This is a genomic window from Hymenobacter sp. DG25A, from assembly GCF_001280305.1.
Lineage (GTDB): Bacteria > Bacteroidota > Bacteroidia > Cytophagales > Hymenobacteraceae > Hymenobacter.
On sequence record NZ_CP012623.1, the window covers coordinates 1893764 to 1911190 of the forward strand.

Consider the following 17427-nt stretch of genomic DNA (forward strand, 5'->3'; position numbering starts at 1 on the left):
CGAAGGACCTTGTCTCGCGTGAACAATAGCGTGCGGCCGTGACCTGACGTGATAAGGTCCTTCCTTCGTCAGGATGACAGATGTTGTGAGTGGTTACAGAATAGTATCGGCGTACTTCAGGTAAGTTTCCAGGTCTTTGTCGCCGCGGCCGGAGAGGTTTACCACCACCACGTCATCGGGGCCGGCGCCCAACTGGTCCAGCGCGGCTAGGGCATGCGCTGTTTCCAGGGCCGGGATAATGCCTTCCAGGCGGCTCAGCTCCGAGACGGCACGCAGGGCATCCTCGTCTTCAATGCTGATAAACCGGGCCCGGCCGGCATCGGCCAGGAAAGCGTGCAGGGGGCCAATTCCCGGGTAATCAAGCCCCGCCGAAATGGAATACGGCTCGGTAATCTGGCCTTCCTCATCCTGCATCAGAAGCGTGCGGGCACCGTGAATAACGCCCGGCGTACCCAGCACCGAGGTAGCCGCCGAGTGGCCGGAATAAATACCATGACCCGCCGCTTCCACTGCTACCAGCTGCACCGAAGGCTCTTCCAGAAAATGGTAGAAAGCACCCGCCGCGTTGGAGCCCCCGCCCACACAGGCCACCACGTACTGCGGCAGCTCGGAGCCGGTTTTTTCCAGCAGCTGCTTGCGCATCTCCTCGCTGATGATTGCCTGCAGCCGCGCCACCAGATCGGGGTACGGGTGCGGACCTACTACGGAGCCAATGATGTAGTGCGTATCCACGGGGTTGGAAATCCAGTCCCGGATGGCCTCGTTGGTGGCATCTTTCAGCGTGCGGCTGCCGCTCATGGCGGCGCGCACCTCAGCCCCCAGCAGGCGCATGCGGTACACGTTGGGCTTCTGCCGCTCCATGTCCACCTCGCCCATATACACGATGCACTGCATCCCCATGAGGGCACACACCGTGGCAGTGGCCACGCCGTGCTGGCCCGCGCCGGTTTCGGCAATAATGCGGGTTTTGCCCAGACGTTTGGCCAGCAGAATCTGGCCCACAGTATTATTAATTTTGTGGGCGCCGGTGTGGCACAGGTCCTCCCGCTTCAGGAAAACGCGGGTATTATATTTCTCCGATAAGCGCTTGGCCTCAAACAGCGGCGTGGGGCGACCTACATAGTCCCGGAGCAGCATCTGGTATTCCTCCTGAAACTCCGGCTCGGCCAGAATATCGAGGTATTGCTGGCGCAGCTCCTCTACGTTGGGGTAGAGCATTTCAGGGATGAAAGCTCCGCCAAACTGGCCATAGTAGCCGCGCTCTGTGGGTTGCTGGTAGGTTGGTTTCATGACGGTATGGAGGTTGCGACGCCAGGCGTCCGGATTTCGTGGAATAGTTGCTGCAGCTGCCCGGCATCTTTCACGCCGGGCTCGGTTTCAAACCGACTGTTCAGGTCCAGTGCAAACAAGCCCGGCAGGCAGAGGTTGCGTAATTCGGCGGCATGTTCCAGCGCCAGCCCCCCGGCCAGGAAATAAGGTACCGGCAGGTGGTATTGTTCCAGCAGCTGCCAGTTGAAGGGGGTGCCGTTGCCGCCGGGCTGAGCCCCGGCCGTATCGAAAAGGAAGTAGGTAACGTGGCCCACGTAAGGCGTCAGCACCGAAAAGTCGAACCTCTCGCCTACCGCAAAAGCTTTGCTGACGGGGATGCCCACGGCTTGCAGCGCGGCGCAGGTTTTGGGTGTTTCGGCGCCGTGCAGCTGCACCAGGTCCAGGTTAAATTCCTGTACCCGGGCCTGCATCACTTCCAGCTCTTCATTTACAAACACCCCCACTTTCTGAATCCCGGCGGGCAAAGCCGCCGTGTCAGCCGGCTGCAGATTGGTGCCCGCAAAGCGCCTGGACTTGGAGTAGAAGATGAAGCCCAGAAAATCGGGGGCCAGCGCGGCCACCGTGCGCAGGTTATCGGGCCGCGCCATGCCGCAAACTTTCAGGCGAAGGCTCATTAGAGTAGCGTTACGGCCTCGGTGTGGCGCAATTGCTGAACCAGCGCGGCGCAGGCTTTCTCCGGCCGACTGTTGCGCATGAACGTTTCGCCGATGAGGAAACCCCGGTAGCCCACGGCGCGCAGGGCTTCAATCTCGGCGGCCGAAGTCAGCCCGCTTTCCGTCACTTTTACAAACTCTTCAGGAATGCGCTGGGCCAGCTCGCCGGAAGTATCCAGGCTCACGGAGAAGTCGTGCAGGTTGCGGTTGTTCACGCCCACCAGGCTCACGGCATCGGGGTGCAGGGTGCGGTCCAGCTCTTCGGCGTTGTGGATTTCGAGCAGCACTTCCAGTCCCAGGCTTTTGGCCAGGCGGCCCAGGCGCAGCACTTCTTCCGGGGTGAGCACAGCCGCAATCAGCAGCACGGCATCAGCCCCAATGCTTTTGGCTTCCAGAATTTGATACTCATCCACCACGAAATCCTTGCGCAGGATGGGGCAGAAATTGTAGCGGCGGGCCGTGGTCAGGTCCTCATTTTTGCCGCCGAAAAACTCGGTATCTGTGAGAATAGACAAGGCAGAAGCCCCGGCCTGCATGTAGCCCAGCGTGGTACGCTCTACCGGGGCATGCGCATTAATCACGCCTTTGCTCGGCGACTTCCGCTTGAATTCGGCAATGATGCCGCTCAGATCGTCGCGCTGCAGGTAGCGGCGCAGGCTCAGCGGCTGGGCATTCATATAGAGACTTTGCTCCAGCAATTTGGCGGGCACTAGGCCCTGACGGGTAGCTACTTCCTGCCGTTTGTGGGCAATGATTTTATCGAGAATGGTCATGGTTGTATGAACTCTGGGCTCTGTTTGATTAAGTATTTAGGGCTATCTTCTTGCGTAAGCGCAATGGTCGTTCTGTTGTGAGAAGGTCCTTCGCAAGCTCAGGATGACAGTTTTGTTTTTTTATGACTGATTTACTGCGCGGCTACCAGCTCACGCAGTGCCTGGCGGGCGCGGCCGGAGTCCAAGGACTCCTGCGCCGCGGCTAAGGCAGCGGCGAGGCTGAAGTCAGGTTCCAGGCAGCCAATGGCGAGGGCGGCGTTGACCGTTACCACGTCGCGCTGGGCGCGGGTAGCCCGGCCTTCCAGCACATCCAGAAACAGCTGCGCCGATTCGGCGGCTGTCCGGCCGCCGGCCAGTTCCGCGGGCAGGGTGGTAGCCAGCCCGAAATCAGCTGCCGTTACCAGCCGCTCCCCTAACGGCGTGGCCAGTTTGGCGGTGGCAGTTAAGGAGAGTTCATCGTAGCCATCCAGCGCGTGCACCACGGCATAGCGGGTATCAGTTTGCTGCAATAAGTAGTTATACAACCGCAGCAGTTCCAGGCTGAAAGTGCCCGCCACCTGAAACTTAGGCCGGGCCGGATTTACGAGCGGCCCCAGAATATTAAAGAAGGTGCGCACCCCCAACTCCCGCCGCACCGGACCCGCGTGGCGCATGGCCGGGTGGAAGGATGGCGCATGCAGAAAGCAGATATTAGCCCGCTCCAGCTGACGCTGCAGTACTTCATTACTGGCCCCAAACCCTACGCCCAGCTGTGCCAGCACATCCGAAGAGCCGCACACCGAGGATACCCCGATGTTGCCGTGCTTGGTTACTTTATAGCCCGCGCCGGCCACCACAAAGCAGGCCAGCGTGCTGATGTTCAGCGTGTCTTTGCCGTCGCCGCCGGTGCCTACAATGTCTACTGTGTCGCGGGTGCCCAGCTCCGGGTCGCGGCTCAGGCTGAGCAGCGCGTCGCGGAAGCCCGCCAGCTCCGGCACCGAAATGGGGCGCATGCGGTACACCGTCATGAAGGCCGCCATTTCCGACCCGTTGGCTTCGCCCTGACCGATGCGCAGCATGGCTTCCCGCGCCTCACCATGCGAGAGCAGCTGCTGATCAAATAATTGATTGAGTATCTGTTTCAAAATCAAACCGCAGATGATGCGGATTAAAAGGGGATTACGCTGATTTTTTTCACCTATGCGTCATGTCGAGCGTAGTCGAGACATCTCGCGTGCTGATGGTGCAGTGCTAATCACTATTTACCACACTAGCGAGATGTCTCGACTTCGCTCGACATGACGGCCTTTTATGAAGTTAGCCAGTTGCGTAGCATCTGGTGGCCGTGCTCCGTGAGAATAGACTCGGGGTGGAACTGCACGCCGCGCACGTCATACTCGCGGTGGCGGAAGGCCAGGACCTGGCCGTTTTCGTCCAGCGCGGTGACTTCCAGCGTATCGGGCACTGACTCGGGCCGTACGCTCCAGGAATGGTAGCGGCCCACTTTGAAGCGCGCGGGCAGGCCGGCGAACATTCTGTCTTCGGCTACCACTTCTGCTTCGGTGGCCAGGCCATGCAGCACCTGCGGCAGATTGTACAGCTCACCGCCAAAGCTCTCGGCCAGGCCCTGGTGCCCCAGGCATACACCTAAAATGCGTTTTGTGGGCGCGTACTGGCGAATGATTTCCGGCATCAGGCCGGCTTCGGAAGGCAGACCTGGGCCGGGGGAAAGGAGGATGGCATCGTATGCGGCCACGTCTTCCACTGTCAGCTTATCGTTGCGGATGATGGTGACGTTATCGGTGTGCCCCAGCTCCCGCAGTACCTGCACGAGGTTGTAGGTGAAGGAGTCGTAATTATCGAGAACGAGGAGTTTCATAATCGGGTAGGCTTTTGATTTTTTGAACGTCCTGCCGGGCTGACCGAAGCATGACGCTACGCAGTATTATACCAGCTCGGCTTCTTCCAGGGCTTTGCGCAGAGCGGCCAGCTTGTGATGCACTTCCTGCAGCTCGGAGTTGATATCTGAGGCGGCCACTACCCCGGCCCCGGCCTGGAAGTAGAGCTGATTGGCCGTGCTCAGGAAAGAGCGAATCATGATGGCGTGGTTGAAGTCGCCGTTGAAGCCCAGGTGGCCAATGGCGCCGCCGTAGTAGCCGCGGGCGGTGGGTTCCAGGCCATCAATAAGCTGCATGGCGCGGTGCTTGGGGGCCCCGGAAAGGGTGCCGGCCGGGAAGGTATCGGCTACCACCTGCAGGGAGCTGGCCTTGGGGGCCAGTTGGGCCGTTACTTCACTTACAAGGTGAATGACGTGGGAGTAAAACTGAATTTCGCGGAACACCTTTACTTCCACTTTGTCGCCGTGGCGGGCTAGGTCATTGCGGGCCAGGTCTACCAGCATCACGTGCTCGGCATTTTCCTTAGGGTCATCGGCCAGCTTCTGGGCCAGGGCGGCGTCTTCGGCATCGTGGCCGGTGCGGCGGAAGGTGCCGGCAATGGGGTAAAGGCTGGCCTGGCGGCCTTTCACCAGCAGTTGGGTTTCGGGCGAGGAGCCGAAAATCTTGAAGGAGCCGTAGTCGAAGTAAAACAGGTACGGGGAGGGATTGATGGAACGCAGGGCGCGGTACACGTTGAACTCATCCCCCGAAAAACCCTGCTGAAAGCGGCGCGACAATACTATCTGGAACACGTTGCCGCGGCGGCAGTGCTGCTGCCCCTGCGCCAGCACTTGAAGAAACTCCTCGTCGGTCTGGTTGGTCTGCTCCTCCCCTACGGCCTGAAACTTGAAATCCGGCAGCGAAGGGTTGCGAATCAGGTTTACCAGGCGCGTAAGGCCGCTTTCATCCGCCGGCTCGCCGGCCAGAGTGTGCTCAAATACAAACAGCTCATTGCGGAAGTGATTAACGGCAATAACGTAGCGGTAGGTGCTGTACAGGATATCCGGAATTTCGCCGGCCGGCAGCTTTTTGGTGTTCAGCTCCAGATCCTCGAAGTATTGCACGGCCTCGTAGCCAATGTACCCGAACAGTCCGCCGGTGATGAAGTCGTGGCCGGTTTCTTCGGTCTGGAAGCTGTTGGAGAACTGCTGCAGCCGTGCCAGCGCCTGCCGGGGCTCAGCCAGCGTTTCGGTGTGGGTGGTATCGTCGGGGAAGCTCAGGGCCAGTTCGCCGCCGCGCAGCTCAAACCTGGCCAGCGGGTCAAAAGCCAGGTAGCTGAAGGCGTTCTGCTGGCCGTGGTAGTCGGAACTTTCCAGCAGCAGGCAGTTGGGGTACCGGTCGCGGAGGCGCAGGTAGAGGCCTACGGGGGTTACGGTATCGGCCAGTACGCGCTGGAAACGGGTGGTAAGCTGGAAGGTTTGCATATGCGGGGTTGGTGGTTGAGAGAAGGCTCCAACGCCGGGCAGCAATAAAAAAGCCCGGCGGGATGGCCGGGCTTTCTGTTAGGTCGATGCGAAGTTGCTACTATACAACTCTAACGCACGCACAGGTTGTCCCGTCCGGAGATTCCGAGGGGCCACCACCATGCCTGCAAAGTCAATTGAGTTGTCATCAGAGAAAAGACAGCCTGAGGGGCTGCGGGTGCAAAGGTAAGCCTGCCTTTTTACGAAGCAAGCAGAAAGTGCTTTTCAGGCCAAAATTTTAATCAGAACGCTACTGCTTCATAAAAGCCTGGGAGCCAACCTCCTTGCCCGCCGCTACGCGCAGCACGTACCAGCCTTTGGCCAATCGGCTAACATCTACTGTGCCGCCGCTCCGCACTTTGGCCTTGGCTATCTGGCGGCCGGTACCATCCAGAATTTCCACTTTGGCGTCTTTCACGGTAGCGGGCAGCTGAATGGCCAGCTGTTGCTGAGCAGGGTTAGGATAGGCGCTGAAAGCCAGCGCTGGCCGGCTACTCTTTGTAGCGGTAGGCATTGCCGCCGGAAACAGCCACTGGTACGCCGCCGGAAACTCCCGCTTCCAGAACCACTCCGCATGCTTTCCATCTTCCAGGGGCTTGAAGCTCATATCAGCGGCAGCGAAGCCCAGCTTTTGTAAGGAGTCGCGCATAGCGGCCATGAGCGGCACCATGGTTTCGTCTTCGGTGGTCCCAGATGTGAAGTAGAACTTGGTAGGCCGTTTATAGCCGGTTTTGCGCACGTATTCAAACAGTGGGTCTTTGACAAACCAGAAAGCCGGCGAAAACACCCCCACTTTGCTGTATATCTCCGGGTACTTCAGAGCGGCGTAAACGGAAATCAATCCGCCCATGCTGCTACCGGCCAGGCCGGTATACTCGCGGCCCGTGAGGGTGCGGAAATGAGCATCAATGTAAGGCTTCAGGGTCTGGGCCATAAAATCGACATACTTATCCCCTTCTCCTCCGGCCTTATACTTTACATTGCGCCAGGGCGAGTATTCATCCAGGCGGGAATTGTCCCCGTTATCCACGGCTACCACGATTGCGCCCGTTGGATCCTGGCCCGCCTGCTGCAATTGGCTCAGGGCTTCATCTACGCCCCACTCCCCGGAGTAGCTGGTGCATTTATCAAACACATTCTGCCCATCGTGCAGGTACAGCACCGGGTAGCGGCGCGCGGTGGTAGCATAATCATTAGGCAAATAAATCAGGACGCGGCGGGTGCGGCCGTTCAACTCGGGCATAGCAAAGTTGGCGCTGACTACCTGCACATTGGGTTGCAGGGCGGTGCTGGCGCAGGCGGCAGTGCCGCCCCCCAGGTCTTTCCAGTTCTGTACCTGCAGCTCTACTGTGGCGGGGGCGGCCCCAAAGGTATAAGTGCGGTTGGCTACGTCGTTGTTCCTGGCATCGGTTTCGGCTTTGTCCCAGGAGCCCCGGGTAAGCTTAAACTCTATGGCGCCGGTGCTTTTAGGCAGGGTTATCTGATAGGTGCCATCCGGGTTCTTCGCCAGGGCGGTGCTGCCGGGGTTCCAGCCATTAAAAGAGCCCGCTAGATAAATAATATCATTGGCGGGGGTGCTGGCGGGAACGACGGTAAGCTTAAAAGTAACCTGCGCTTGCGCGCTGGATACCATGAGCAATAGGGCCGAAAGGGCCAATAGGGGATTCATACGCATAATTTGGGCAGGCAATAGGCCGGATAAGTTCTGGGGCAAGGTCACCGAATGCTGGCGCCGCGTTGCGCGGGGTCCAGAAGCCGCAGCACATATACGGCCCGCACGGAGTCGATTCCGGGCAGCACATTGGCCTGGAAATCTACCCGGGAGCCCCCATGCCCATCATTTACCAGGGAGCGGTACTGGCTGGCATCATCCAGAAAAACATAAAATACGCCCTGCTTGGGTTTGCGCAGGCGCACATACTGACTGCGGCCATCACCGGCCGGCTGGCGCTTGGAGTTGGACAGGCCATAGGAGCCTACCAGGCGTAGTTTATCCTTGTTTTTGGCGGAGCCCGGCAGTTCCCGGCTGTCAATGCCGTCGAAGTAGATATCGGGCCGGTTAAGTAGCTCCTCAAAGCTAAGTTTGGCCAGTTGGGGCAGCACCTTGGCATCCATAACCAGCTGCTGGGCCGCATTGCCGGGAGGCTTTTCGCGGTAAAATACCAGAACCGGGTCGTCCAGCCGCACGGTTTGCATACGGGGTGCCGGGGCTGCTTTTCCACCCCGGGCTCCTGCCCGCCCCTGAGCCATAGCTCCCAAACCAGAAAGCAACGCCCCCACGAAAAGAGCGAACAAAATACGTTTCATACTATGCGAAGCTACACAAACCAACCGCATCCTGTATATCCTTTATGCTATAATAATACCCTGGAGTGCGGGAACCGGCTTACCGGAGCCCTGCCCCCACTGTTTTTGCCTTGCTTAGAAGTCGGTTTTGGACTGCCGCTTATTAAGGGCTGATTTAGCCGTTATTTCTAAAAACGACCCAACCCCGGCCTTTGATCTGCCAGATGCAGATAAAAAATCTCCTGCTTCAGGGGCTTCAAAATCGGATTTACTCCCGCTTTTGCCTTCTTTTTCGCTCCGGAAGTTAGCTCTGCTGCTCCTATGCTTACTAGGGAAGACACCTTACCTTTATGGCTACGTGAACAATCATAAAATCAAGCCCCAGGCATTATAAACGAATAAATTTCAAGATTCTGATACCTGCAGGCAGCAGAAAAATCTTGGGGACTGGGGCTGGTTTTACTTTGGCGGAAAGTGAGAACTGACTGACTGAACAGCAAACGATTGAGGAACAGCGAAATTTCGCCGGCAAAATAGACTTATTACAATACAGAGCCTAAGAAGGCCTGACATTGTTTTTGTGCCTTTCAAAACTTTATCTTGCGAAGATTCTTAACAAATCTGAACCCGGAGGCAGGAGAATAGGATGTCTAAATATCAGTACTCTTCCAAAAAAATAGTACTTATCTAGGATACCAGACGCTCTACTCAACTGATGAGATATGCAACTTTTTTTCCCTTACACTCAACCCCTTTCTTAATGAAACACCATTATCTGCCGAAACTACTGTTTCTGCTGTTGTTCTTGTGCACTGGTTTTACCAGCGCATTCGCCCAAACCGGCTCCATTAGTGGGCGGGTAGTGGACGAAAAGGCCCAAGGGCTGCCAGGCGTAACAGTGCTTATTGAAGGCACCTCCCTGGGCACCTCAACTAACTCGGATGGTCAGTTCTCTATTCAGAACATTCCGGCTGGCCCGCATGTGGTTATTACTTCCTTCGTAGGTTTTACCACTACGCGCCGTAACGTAACGGTTCAGGCCGGGCAAAACACCGCCGTGGACGTTAACCTCGCTGAAAACACCACCCTGCTGAATGAAGCTGTTGTTATCGGTTACGGCACTGCGCGTAAGCAGGACCTGACGGGTGCGGTGGAGCAGATTTCGGAGAAGCAATTCGTAAAAGGTCAGGTTACTAACCCCGAGCAGCTGGTGCAGGGTAAAGTGGCTGGTCTGCAGATTACCACCGGTGGTGGTGCTCCGGGCACGGCTTCTTCTATCCGCATCCGCGGTGGCTCTTCGCTGTCTGCCTCCAACGACCCTCTGATTATCATTGATGGTGTTCCCGTTGACAACCAGAGCATTTCTGGTGCGCCCAACGCCCTGTCGATGATTAACCCGAACGACATCGAAAGCATTACGGTGCTGAAAGATGCTTCGGCTACGGCTATCTACGGTTCGCGTGCATCGAACGGCGTTATCCTAGTTACCACCAAGCGTGGTGTTTCGGGAGAGAAGCTTTCGGTAACTGTTAGCTCCCAGAACTCTATTTCGGAGGCTACCAAATTCGTGGACGTGCTGAACGGCCCCGAGTACCGCGCCCTAGTTAACGCCCGCGGCAACGCAGAGCAGAAAACGATTGTGGGCAACGCCAACACCGATTGGCAGAAGGAGATTTTCCGCACGGCCAATACCACCGACAACAACATCAGCATTGGTGGCTCTGCAGGTGCCGTTCCTTTCCGCGTTTCGGGTGGCTACCTGGACCAGGAAGGCCTGCTGCTGAACAACGACCTGAAGCGCTACACGGGTGCTATCAGCCTCACGCCTATGCTGCTGGACAACAAGCTGCGTGTTTCCCTGAACCTGAAAGGCTCCTGGATTGACAACAACTTCTCGGCCGGTAGCGCTGTTTCGTCTGCTGTTTTCTTTGACCCGACCCAACCTGTTTACTCCAACGACCCTCGTTTGGCTAAGTACGGCGGCTACTTCCAGTTCCTGGATAAGGATGGCAACGTGAACACGCTGGCTCCCCGCAACCCGGTTGGTCTGATCAATCAGCGCCGCGACCGGAGCACGGTAAAGCGTAGCATTGGCAATATTCAGCTGGACTATCGCCTGCCTTATATTGATGGTCTGAGCGCTAACCTGAACCTGGGTTACGACATTCAGCGTGGCCGCGGTACCGTATACGTAGCTCCTAACTCGGCTACCTTCGTAGGTGCGCGTCTGGGCAAAGGCCAGAGCAACCAATACGCTGCCGACAACGACAACAAGCTGTTGGAAGCTTATCTGAAGTACGACAAGGAAGTGGGTGTTGGTCGTCTGGAACTACTGGCCGGTCACTCCTACCAGGCTTTCGACTACAAGACTTTCGTATTTGATGACCGTACCGTAACCGGAGAGGTTTTCACTCCTGCTACCATGCCCATCAGCGGTAAGGACTACTATGATCCGGGCTACCGCCTGCTGTCGTTCTACGGCCGTGCCAACTACAACATCAAGGACAAGTACCTGTTCACCGGTACCTTCCGGGCTGACGGTTCTTCGCGCTTTCCAGAAAACAACCGTTGGGGCTACTTCCCTTCCGGTGCCTTCGCCTGGCGCATCAAGGGTGAGGACTTCCTCGCCAGCTCTTCGGCTATTTCTGACCTGAAACTGCGTTTCGGCTACGGCCAGACCGGTCAGCAGGACCTGGGCCAGGGCACCAACTACTCCGGCTTGTATGGCTACCAGGCGCTTTACACGCCTAGCCGCAACACGGCGCAGTATCAGCTGGGCAACCAGTTCATTACTACCAGCCGTGCCGGTTTCTATAACGCAGGCCTGAAGTGGGAAACTACTACTACCTACAACGTAGGTTTGGACTACGGTTTCATGGACAACCGTTTGTCGGGTTCGGTAGACGTTTACAAGCGTGACACCAAAGACCTGCTCAACTTCATTCAGGTAGCTGCCTTGGCCAACCTCTCGAACGAAGGTAACTTCAACGTAGGTAGCCTGACAAACCGCGGTGTAGAAGCCGTACTGAACGTAGACGTAGTACGCGGCGACAAATTCAACTGGTCGTTGAACGCCAACGGTAACTACAATGAGAATGAAATTACCCGCCTCAACAGCGTGGAGGTAGCCAACTCCGTTGGTAACCTTACCGGTGATGCAATTGGTGGTGGTACCGGCAACCAGGTTCAGGTAAACACGGTAGGCTTCCCTGCTCAATCATTCTATGTATACCAGCAGGTATACGGCACGGATGGCAAGCCCCTGGAAGGTGTATATGTAGACCGTAACAACGACGGTATTGTTAACAACCTGGACCGCTACCGTTATAAGTCCTCACGTCCGAAGTGGCTGCTGGGCTTTGGCTCTAACGTGAGCTACGGTAAGGCCAGCCTGGCCTTCACTATGCGCTCCAGCCTTGACAACTATGTGTACAACAACCTGCGGTCCGCTTCCACCTTCACGCAGGGTTCTACCGGCTTCCTGAACAACACTACCCCAGAGGTTCTGGATTCTAAGTTCAGCACGGCGCAGTACTTCTCGGATTACTACATCGAGAATGCTTCTTTCCTGCGCATGGAGAACATTACACTTGGCTATAATGTGGGCAAAATTGCCCAGGACAAGGCGAACATAAATCTCTCGCTGTCTGTTCAGAATGCATTCGTGGTAACGAACTATAAAGGTCTTGACCCGGAGGTATTTAACGGCATCGACAACACTATCTATCCGCGTCCCCGCACGTTCACGCTTGGTCTGAACATCGGCTTCTAAAAAATCCCATCATGAAAAATAAATTTGTACGCAGTATAGGAGTAGCTATGCTACTTGCTGCCTCTCTTTCACCGCTCACGTCGTGCGTGAATGAGCTGGACCAGTCGCCGGACTTCCTGACGAACACGGAAGTTGTTTACCGCGACCCCGCCCAGATTCAGCAGGTACTGGCGCGTCTGTACGCCACACTGGCCGTAAGCGGCCAGGAAGGCCCGGCCGGCCTGCCCGACATTACCGGTATTGATGAAGGCTTCTCCAACTATCTGCGTCAGTACTGGGGTGCCCAGGAATTGACCACGGATGAAGCTATCATTGGCTGGAACGACGGCAACCTTCCCGACTACAACAAGCTGACCTGGAATGCCAACAACGAGTTTGTACGGGCCATTTATGACCGTATCTTCTATCAGATTTCCCTCTGCAACGAGTTCATCCGGCAGACCACGCCGGAAAAGCTGAACGAGCGTGGCATTTCGGAAACCGAGCAGGCGAAGATCAGAACCTACCGCGCCGAGGCCCGCTTCCTGCGTGCCCTCAGCTACTGGCATGGTATCGACATGTTCGGTAACATTCCTTTCGCTGATGAAACTTCGACCGTAGGCAACACGCCTCCGCCGCAGCAGACGCGCCAGTTTGTTTTCGATTACATCGAGAAGGAGCTGAAGGCAATTGACGGCGAGTTGCTGGCTCCCAAAGCGGTATATGCCCGTGCCGATAAGGCGGCTGCCTGGATGCTGCTTTCCAAGCTGTATCTGAATGCCCAGGTATACACCGGCAAAGAGCGCAACAACGATGCGGCTATCTACGCTGCTAAAGTGCTTGACGCTAACACGTATACTCTGGCTCCTAACTATCAGGAGCTTTTCCTGGCTGATAACGACAAAACGGCTGCCCGTGACGAAGTTATTTTCCCGGTAGCGTTTGATGGCCTGCACACCAAAACCTATGGTGGCATGACGTTCCTGGTACATGCGGCAGTAGGTGGTAGCATGAGCCCAGCTGAGTTTGGTATTAATGGTGGCTGGGGCGGTAACCGCACCAAGAAAAACCTGGTGGAGCTGTTCCCCGGTGAGGCTGCAAGCACCGATGAGCGCGCCTTATTTTATACGCCTGGTCAGAAGAAGGAAATCAACGATATCTTCACCTTCACGGATGGCTATGCTGTTACGAAGTATAAGAACGTGACTTCAACCGGCGCTCAGGGTTCCGATACGGAAGGCAATTTCCCCGATACGGACTTCCCCATGTTCCGTCTGGCCGATGATTATCTGATGTATGCGGAAGCTGTTCTGCGTGGTGGTGCTCCCGTGGGTGGCCGTACTGCGCTTGATGCAGTAAACACGGTTCGTGAGCGTGCCGGTGCTACTCCTCTGGCTTCAGTTGACCTGGAGGATATTCTGGACGAGCGTGGTCGTGAGCTGTACTGGGAAGGTCACCGTCGTACGGACTTGATCCGCTTCGGTAAATACACCGGTGGCGAATATGTATGGCCTTTCAAAGGTGGTGTGAAAGAGGGTGCTGCCGTGGAGAATTTCCGTGTGCTGTTCCCAATTCCTACTACTGACCTGATAGCCAACCCCAACCTGAAGCAAAACCCAGGTTATTAATCGGATAATTTTTCTAACTGGGTGTTGAACAAAGCGCAGTTGAGTTGCTGTTCAACACCCAGTTAGAGAAAATTTTTCCCCATCCCACATTCGTTTTAACAATCTGCAAACATGAAAAATTGGCTTACCCAATTAATAGGGGTCTGTGCAGCCGTCTTTCTTTTTTCTTCCTGCGAGAAGGATGAAGTACAAGTAACGGCACAGCCCGGTGATGCTCCTACGCTCACGGCTTCTGTAGCCAGTGTTTCGCTGGTGCAGGAAAATGCCGGCTCGCCTGCGGTAACGTATACCTGGAAACCCGCCACTTATGGTTATGCGGCTGCCCAGACGTATACTATCCAGTTTGACAAAAAGGACAACAAGTTTGCCAAGCCGTATAACTACAATGCTGGCAGCAGCCTGACAAAAACCTTCACAGTAAGCGAAATCAACGCTGCTATGCTGGCGCTTGGTTTAACTCCGGGTACTGATTCGCAGGTGGAGGTACGGGTTGTTTCTAATCTGGCAACAAACGCACCCGTAAACCCTGTGAAGGCCATGATGTCGGCTTCTACTACGCTGGCAGGTTCTCCTTATCTTTCTTTCATTACCTATCCGGCGCTTTATGTGCCAGGTAACCATCAGGGCTGGAGCCCACAAACGGCTCCTCTGTTGGCTTCGCCAGCTGATGACAAGGTTTATGAAGGTTACGTGAACTTCACCGAAGCTGGTGGTTTCAAGTTTACGCCGGCCCGTAACTGGGATAATGACTATGGTAGTGATGGTAGCGCCTTTGGTCTGAAGCCCAAGGGCAGTGACCTGATGATTCCAGATGCCGGGTATTACAGAATCATTGTAAACCTGAATACCAATAGCTATTCCCTGCTCAAGACTTCCTGGGGCATCATTGGATCGGCTACTGCTAACGACTGGAACAGCGATACGCCCATGACCTATGACGCAACCAAAGGTGTATGGACCATTACTACCGCGCTGAAAGCTGGTGAGATGAAATTCCGTACCAACAGCTGGGATGCCGACAAGAACTTCGGTGACAACGAGCCTAATGGCATGCCCGACTATGATGGCAAAAACATCAAAATTGAGACTGCTGGCACCTATACTATTACGCTGGACCTAAGCAAAGGCAAGGGTAACTACAGCTATTCCTTAGCGAAGCAATAATCACTTCGCCTTATACCATATAAAAAGCCCCGCTGCTGAGCAGCGGGGCTTTTTTGTTTTAATTCAGCTATGCAATTAGTCAATCACCACTTTCTGGCTAGTTAGCTGGTCACCTACGCGCAGCTTCACCAGATAAGTGCCTGCACGCAGATCCGAGAGCTTGTACTCCTGCGGACCGGTTTGAGCAGCCGCCGACAGGGTGCGTACGCGCTGGCCCAGCAGGTTCACCACTTCCAGGGCTACATTCTGCCGCCCGCTTACCGTGTAAACAACTTTGGCCTCGCGGGCGGGGTTTGGGTAAACACCAAAGCCGAGGGTGCGGGCTACTGCGGCCCGGTTAGCCGTAATGGTTGCCGTATAGTTAATAACCTGGGTTCCCGGAAGCGTAGTAAAATTGGGATTAGTACCTAGGTTACCTTCATTATTAGTGCCTATTGGAGGGGTTTGAGGGGCAGTATTTCCTGTCACTTCAGGAATAACATCAGAGGAAAAGAAGCCGCCGTCGCCGTTGTTCTGAGCAGCGAATAGCTGTATTACGGCATCATTGGCAATGCCTAAGTCAGCTTTATCCAGTTCTATTTCCAACCCTTCGGTTCCGGTATGAGCAGTGAGCAAGTTGACGTTGAGAAAAGCCATTCTGGTTTTATTCAAATTACCAGTGGTAGCTGCCGGTACTGTTACTACTGTACCTAGGTTAGGCAAGTCTCCAATTACTTGATCTGTGGCTTTGGCATCGGCACCGGTGCCAACTAAACGGGTGTAGTCGATAATACTGCCGGTGGAAGCAGTAGTCCCCCCTTTCACCCCAAAAGCATAGTCAACTTCCATTTCCATTATCGGCTTAGCAGCCTGAAAGGAAGTGCCTGTAATGTTACTAGCGGGTAATGCAGTACCAGAGGCTACACCAACTTTGCCAGGTATATTCAGATAAATCTGAAAAGAGTTACCATTAGTCTCCAGAGCACCGGTAAGGGCAATGTACAATTTAGTACTCGTGGTTTTTGCGTAGAGTGCAGCCAAGCCATGAGGCCCGAAGCCACGCACGGTGCTGGTATACTCTCCAATTTTCGTGTAGTTCTCCGTTGCTAGCACCCGGCCGTCTAATACAACCTGGGCTTGTGCGGTTAGGGCTGAGGAGGCTAAGGCGCCTGCCGCAGCTAGGGTAAGTAATTTTTTCATTGGATTGGGTAAAGGTTTAGTACATGAAAAATGAAAAGGTGGTAATGGAAAATTTAATATTCGGGAAAAGCCAGAGGCAACGTTGCAGGAGCCAGAATCGGTAATGCCAGGACATGAGAAATCAAGGCAGAGAGCTACTGGTCGAAATCTAACAATCCTGGCGCATATGCTTGCAGGCTTTATGATTATGCTTTAGCAACTTATCGAGAAAAAGGTTACAACCTTCCATCATTATGTACAAACGAAACGGAAAGCCCCTCTACTGGAAAATCAGGGTATCTGTACAATCTAATTCAGCTACTGCGGTTATAAATTTTCCGGTCCTGTTATCTTTACCCCTCCTCTACTTCTGCAAACGTCCAAACCTTCCCATATGATCATTATTGCCGACGGCGGCTCTACCAAAACCAACTGGTGCCTGATTGACAATGAAGGCACCAAAATCTATTTCAACACGGAAGGCTACAACCCGTATTTTATTGATACGCCCGGTATTGTAGCCTCTTTGGAGAAGAGCCTGCCCGACACGCTGCCCCGCGCGGAAGTGACGGAAGTATATTATTACGGCGCCGGCTGCTCAGTACCCGAGAAAGTAGAAATTGTAGAACGCGCCATGCGGCAGGTCTTCGCCAGCTCAAAGGTGTATGTGGGCCACGATTTGCTGGCCGCAGCACGGGCCCTGTTGGGCCGTGATATTGGCTTTGCTGCTATTTTGGGTACCGGCACTAACACCTGCCTGTACAATGGCAAAGACGTAGAGCTAAACATTGATTCGCTGGGTTATTTCCTGGGCGATGAAGGCAGCGGCTCGTTCATCGGCAAGCGCCTGCTACGCGACTTCATGCGCGGCTACCTGCCCGATGGTCTGCAGGACGCCTTCAAAGACCAGTATGGCCTGACCAACGAGGAAATCTTTGACCGCCTCTACAACCAGCCCCTGCCCAACCGCTTCCTGGCCTCGTTCAGCAAGTTTGCCTACGACCACAACAACATCAGCTACTGCCGCGAGATTGTGCTGGATGGCTTTGAAACGTTCTTCCGGAACCTGGTAACGCATTACCCCAACTTCCAGAACTACTCCTTCAACTGCGTAGGCTCCGTGGGCTACAACTTCCGGGACGTGCTGGAGCAGGTAGCCAAAAGCCATGGCATGGAAGTGGGCAAAATCATCCGCTCCCCTATCGATGACCTGGTTCACTACCACACCGTACTGACCAAGTAGGGCAGGTAGTTTCCAGAAACATACCATATAAAAAAGGCCGCTCCCCAATGGGAAGCGGCCTTT

At 55.2% G+C, this 17427-nt stretch carries 13 protein-coding genes; 4 read left to right on the forward strand and 9 right to left on the reverse strand.

The features are described 5' to 3' along the window. Positions 1-93 precede the first annotated feature (93 nt). The 8 genes from trpB to AM218_RS08210 all read right to left on the reverse strand — a co-directional run bounded on the left by trpB (position 94) and on the right by AM218_RS08210 (position 8441). Positions 94-1290 (reverse strand): tryptophan synthase subunit beta, encoded by a 1197-nt coding sequence (gene trpB, locus AM218_RS08175; RefSeq protein WP_054413406.1) that lies wholly within the window; start codon positions 1288-1290, stop codon positions 94-96. Beyond that, complete coding sequence (locus AM218_RS08180) at positions 1287-1943, reverse strand: phosphoribosylanthranilate isomerase (protein WP_054413407.1); 657 nt, start codon at positions 1941-1943, stop codon at positions 1287-1289. The genes trpB and AM218_RS08180 overlap by 4 nt, the downstream gene beginning before the upstream one ends. Further along, the gene (gene trpC, locus AM218_RS08185; protein ID WP_054413408.1) at positions 1943-2755 is read right to left on the reverse strand and encodes an indole-3-glycerol phosphate synthase TrpC; all 813 of its coding nucleotides are present in this window, start codon (positions 2753-2755) and stop codon (positions 1943-1945) included. Before trpC ends, AM218_RS08180 begins: the two co-directional genes overlap by 1 nt. A 131-nt stretch (positions 2756-2886) precedes the next feature. Further along, positions 2887-3879: an anthranilate phosphoribosyltransferase gene (gene trpD / locus AM218_RS08190; protein WP_054415420.1), complete on the reverse strand. Its 993-nt coding sequence runs from the start codon at positions 3877-3879 to the stop codon at positions 2887-2889. Positions 3880-4043: 164 nt separating this feature from the next. Next, entirely contained in the window at positions 4044-4613 is a 570-nt protein-coding gene (locus AM218_RS08195; RefSeq protein ID WP_054413409.1) for an anthranilate synthase component II, read from the reverse strand. A gap of 66 nt (positions 4614-4679) precedes the next feature. After that, a complete protein-coding gene (locus tag AM218_RS08200; RefSeq protein WP_054413410.1) occupies positions 4680-6095 on the reverse strand; it encodes an anthranilate synthase component I family protein in 1416 nt (471 codons plus the stop codon). Between the two features lie 289 nt (positions 6096-6384). Continuing rightward, positions 6385-7803: an alpha/beta hydrolase-fold protein gene (locus tag AM218_RS08205; RefSeq protein WP_197273930.1), complete on the reverse strand. Its 1419-nt coding sequence runs from the start codon at positions 7801-7803 to the stop codon at positions 6385-6387. Between the two features lie 47 nt (positions 7804-7850). Next, a complete protein-coding gene (locus AM218_RS08210; RefSeq protein ID WP_157547583.1) occupies positions 7851-8441 on the reverse strand; it encodes a hypothetical protein in 591 nt (196 codons plus the stop codon). Positions 8442-9180: 739 nt separating this feature from the next. Here AM218_RS08210 and AM218_RS08215 point away from each other — a divergent pair. The 3 genes from AM218_RS08215 (at position 9181) to AM218_RS08225 (ending at position 14963) form a co-directional block, all read left to right on the forward strand. Further along, positions 9181-12192, forward strand: coding sequence for a SusC/RagA family TonB-linked outer membrane protein (locus tag AM218_RS08215; RefSeq protein WP_054413413.1), 3012 nt, complete (start codon positions 9181-9183; stop codon positions 12190-12192). A gap of 47 nt (positions 12193-12239) precedes the next feature. After that, the gene (locus tag AM218_RS08220; RefSeq protein ID WP_231717464.1) at positions 12240-13799 is read left to right on the forward strand and encodes a RagB/SusD family nutrient uptake outer membrane protein; all 1560 of its coding nucleotides are present in this window, start codon (positions 12240-12242) and stop codon (positions 13797-13799) included. A 111-nt stretch (positions 13800-13910) separates the two neighbouring features. Beyond that, positions 13911-14963, forward strand: a complete 1053-nt coding sequence (locus AM218_RS08225) for a SusE domain-containing protein (RefSeq protein WP_054413415.1) — start codon at positions 13911-13913, stop codon at positions 14961-14963. Positions 14964-15038: 75 nt separating this feature from the next. On the opposite strand, the gene AM218_RS08230 is transcribed toward AM218_RS08225, so the two are convergent. Next, entirely contained in the window at positions 15039-15791 is a 753-nt protein-coding gene (locus AM218_RS08230; protein WP_197273931.1) for a T9SS type A sorting domain-containing protein, read from the reverse strand. A gap of 724 nt (positions 15792-16515) precedes the next feature. Between AM218_RS08230 and AM218_RS08235 the strand changes: the two genes are divergently transcribed. Further along, entirely contained in the window at positions 16516-17364 is an 849-nt protein-coding gene (locus AM218_RS08235) for an N-acetylglucosamine kinase (RefSeq protein ID WP_054413417.1), read from the forward strand. The last annotated feature ends 63 nt before the right edge of the window (positions 17365-17427 follow it).

Bases quoted from the DNA above. Each gene is read 5' to 3' on its own strand.
- trpC (WP_054413408.1), bottom strand. From the start codon at position 2,755: ATGACCATTCTCGATAAAATCATTGCCCACAAACGGCAGGAAGTAGCT.
- trpB (WP_054413406.1), bottom strand. From the start codon at position 1,290: ATGAAACCAACCTACCAGCAACCCACAGAGCGCGGCTACTATGGCCAG.
- AM218_RS08180 (WP_054413407.1), bottom strand. From the start codon at position 1,943: ATGAGCCTTCGCCTGAAAGTTTGCGGCATGGCGCGGCCCGATAACCTG.
- AM218_RS08215 (WP_054413413.1), top strand. From the start codon at position 9,181: ATGAAACACCATTATCTGCCGAAACTACTGTTTCTGCTGTTGTTCTTG.
- AM218_RS08210 (WP_157547583.1), bottom strand. From the start codon at position 8,441: ATGAAACGTATTTTGTTCGCTCTTTTCGTGGGGGCGTTGCTTTCTGGT.
- AM218_RS08205 (WP_197273930.1), bottom strand. From the start codon at position 7,803: ATGAATCCCCTATTGGCCCTTTCGGCCCTATTGCTCATGGTATCCAGC.
- AM218_RS08195 (WP_054413409.1), bottom strand. From the start codon at position 4,613: ATGAAACTCCTCGTTCTCGATAATTACGACTCCTTCACCTACAACCTC.
- AM218_RS08230 (WP_197273931.1), bottom strand. From the start codon at position 15,791: ATGGAAGTTGACTATGCTTTTGGGGTGAAAGGGGGGACTACTGCTTCC.
- AM218_RS08200 (WP_054413410.1), bottom strand. From the start codon at position 6,095: ATGCAAACCTTCCAGCTTACCACCCGTTTCCAGCGCGTACTGGCCGAT.
- AM218_RS08220 (WP_231717464.1), top strand. From the start codon at position 12,240: ATGCTACTTGCTGCCTCTCTTTCACCGCTCACGTCGTGCGTGAATGAG.
- AM218_RS08235 (WP_054413417.1), top strand. From the start codon at position 16,516: ATGATCATTATTGCCGACGGCGGCTCTACCAAAACCAACTGGTGCCTG.
- AM218_RS08225 (WP_054413415.1), top strand. From the start codon at position 13,911: ATGAAAAATTGGCTTACCCAATTAATAGGGGTCTGTGCAGCCGTCTTT.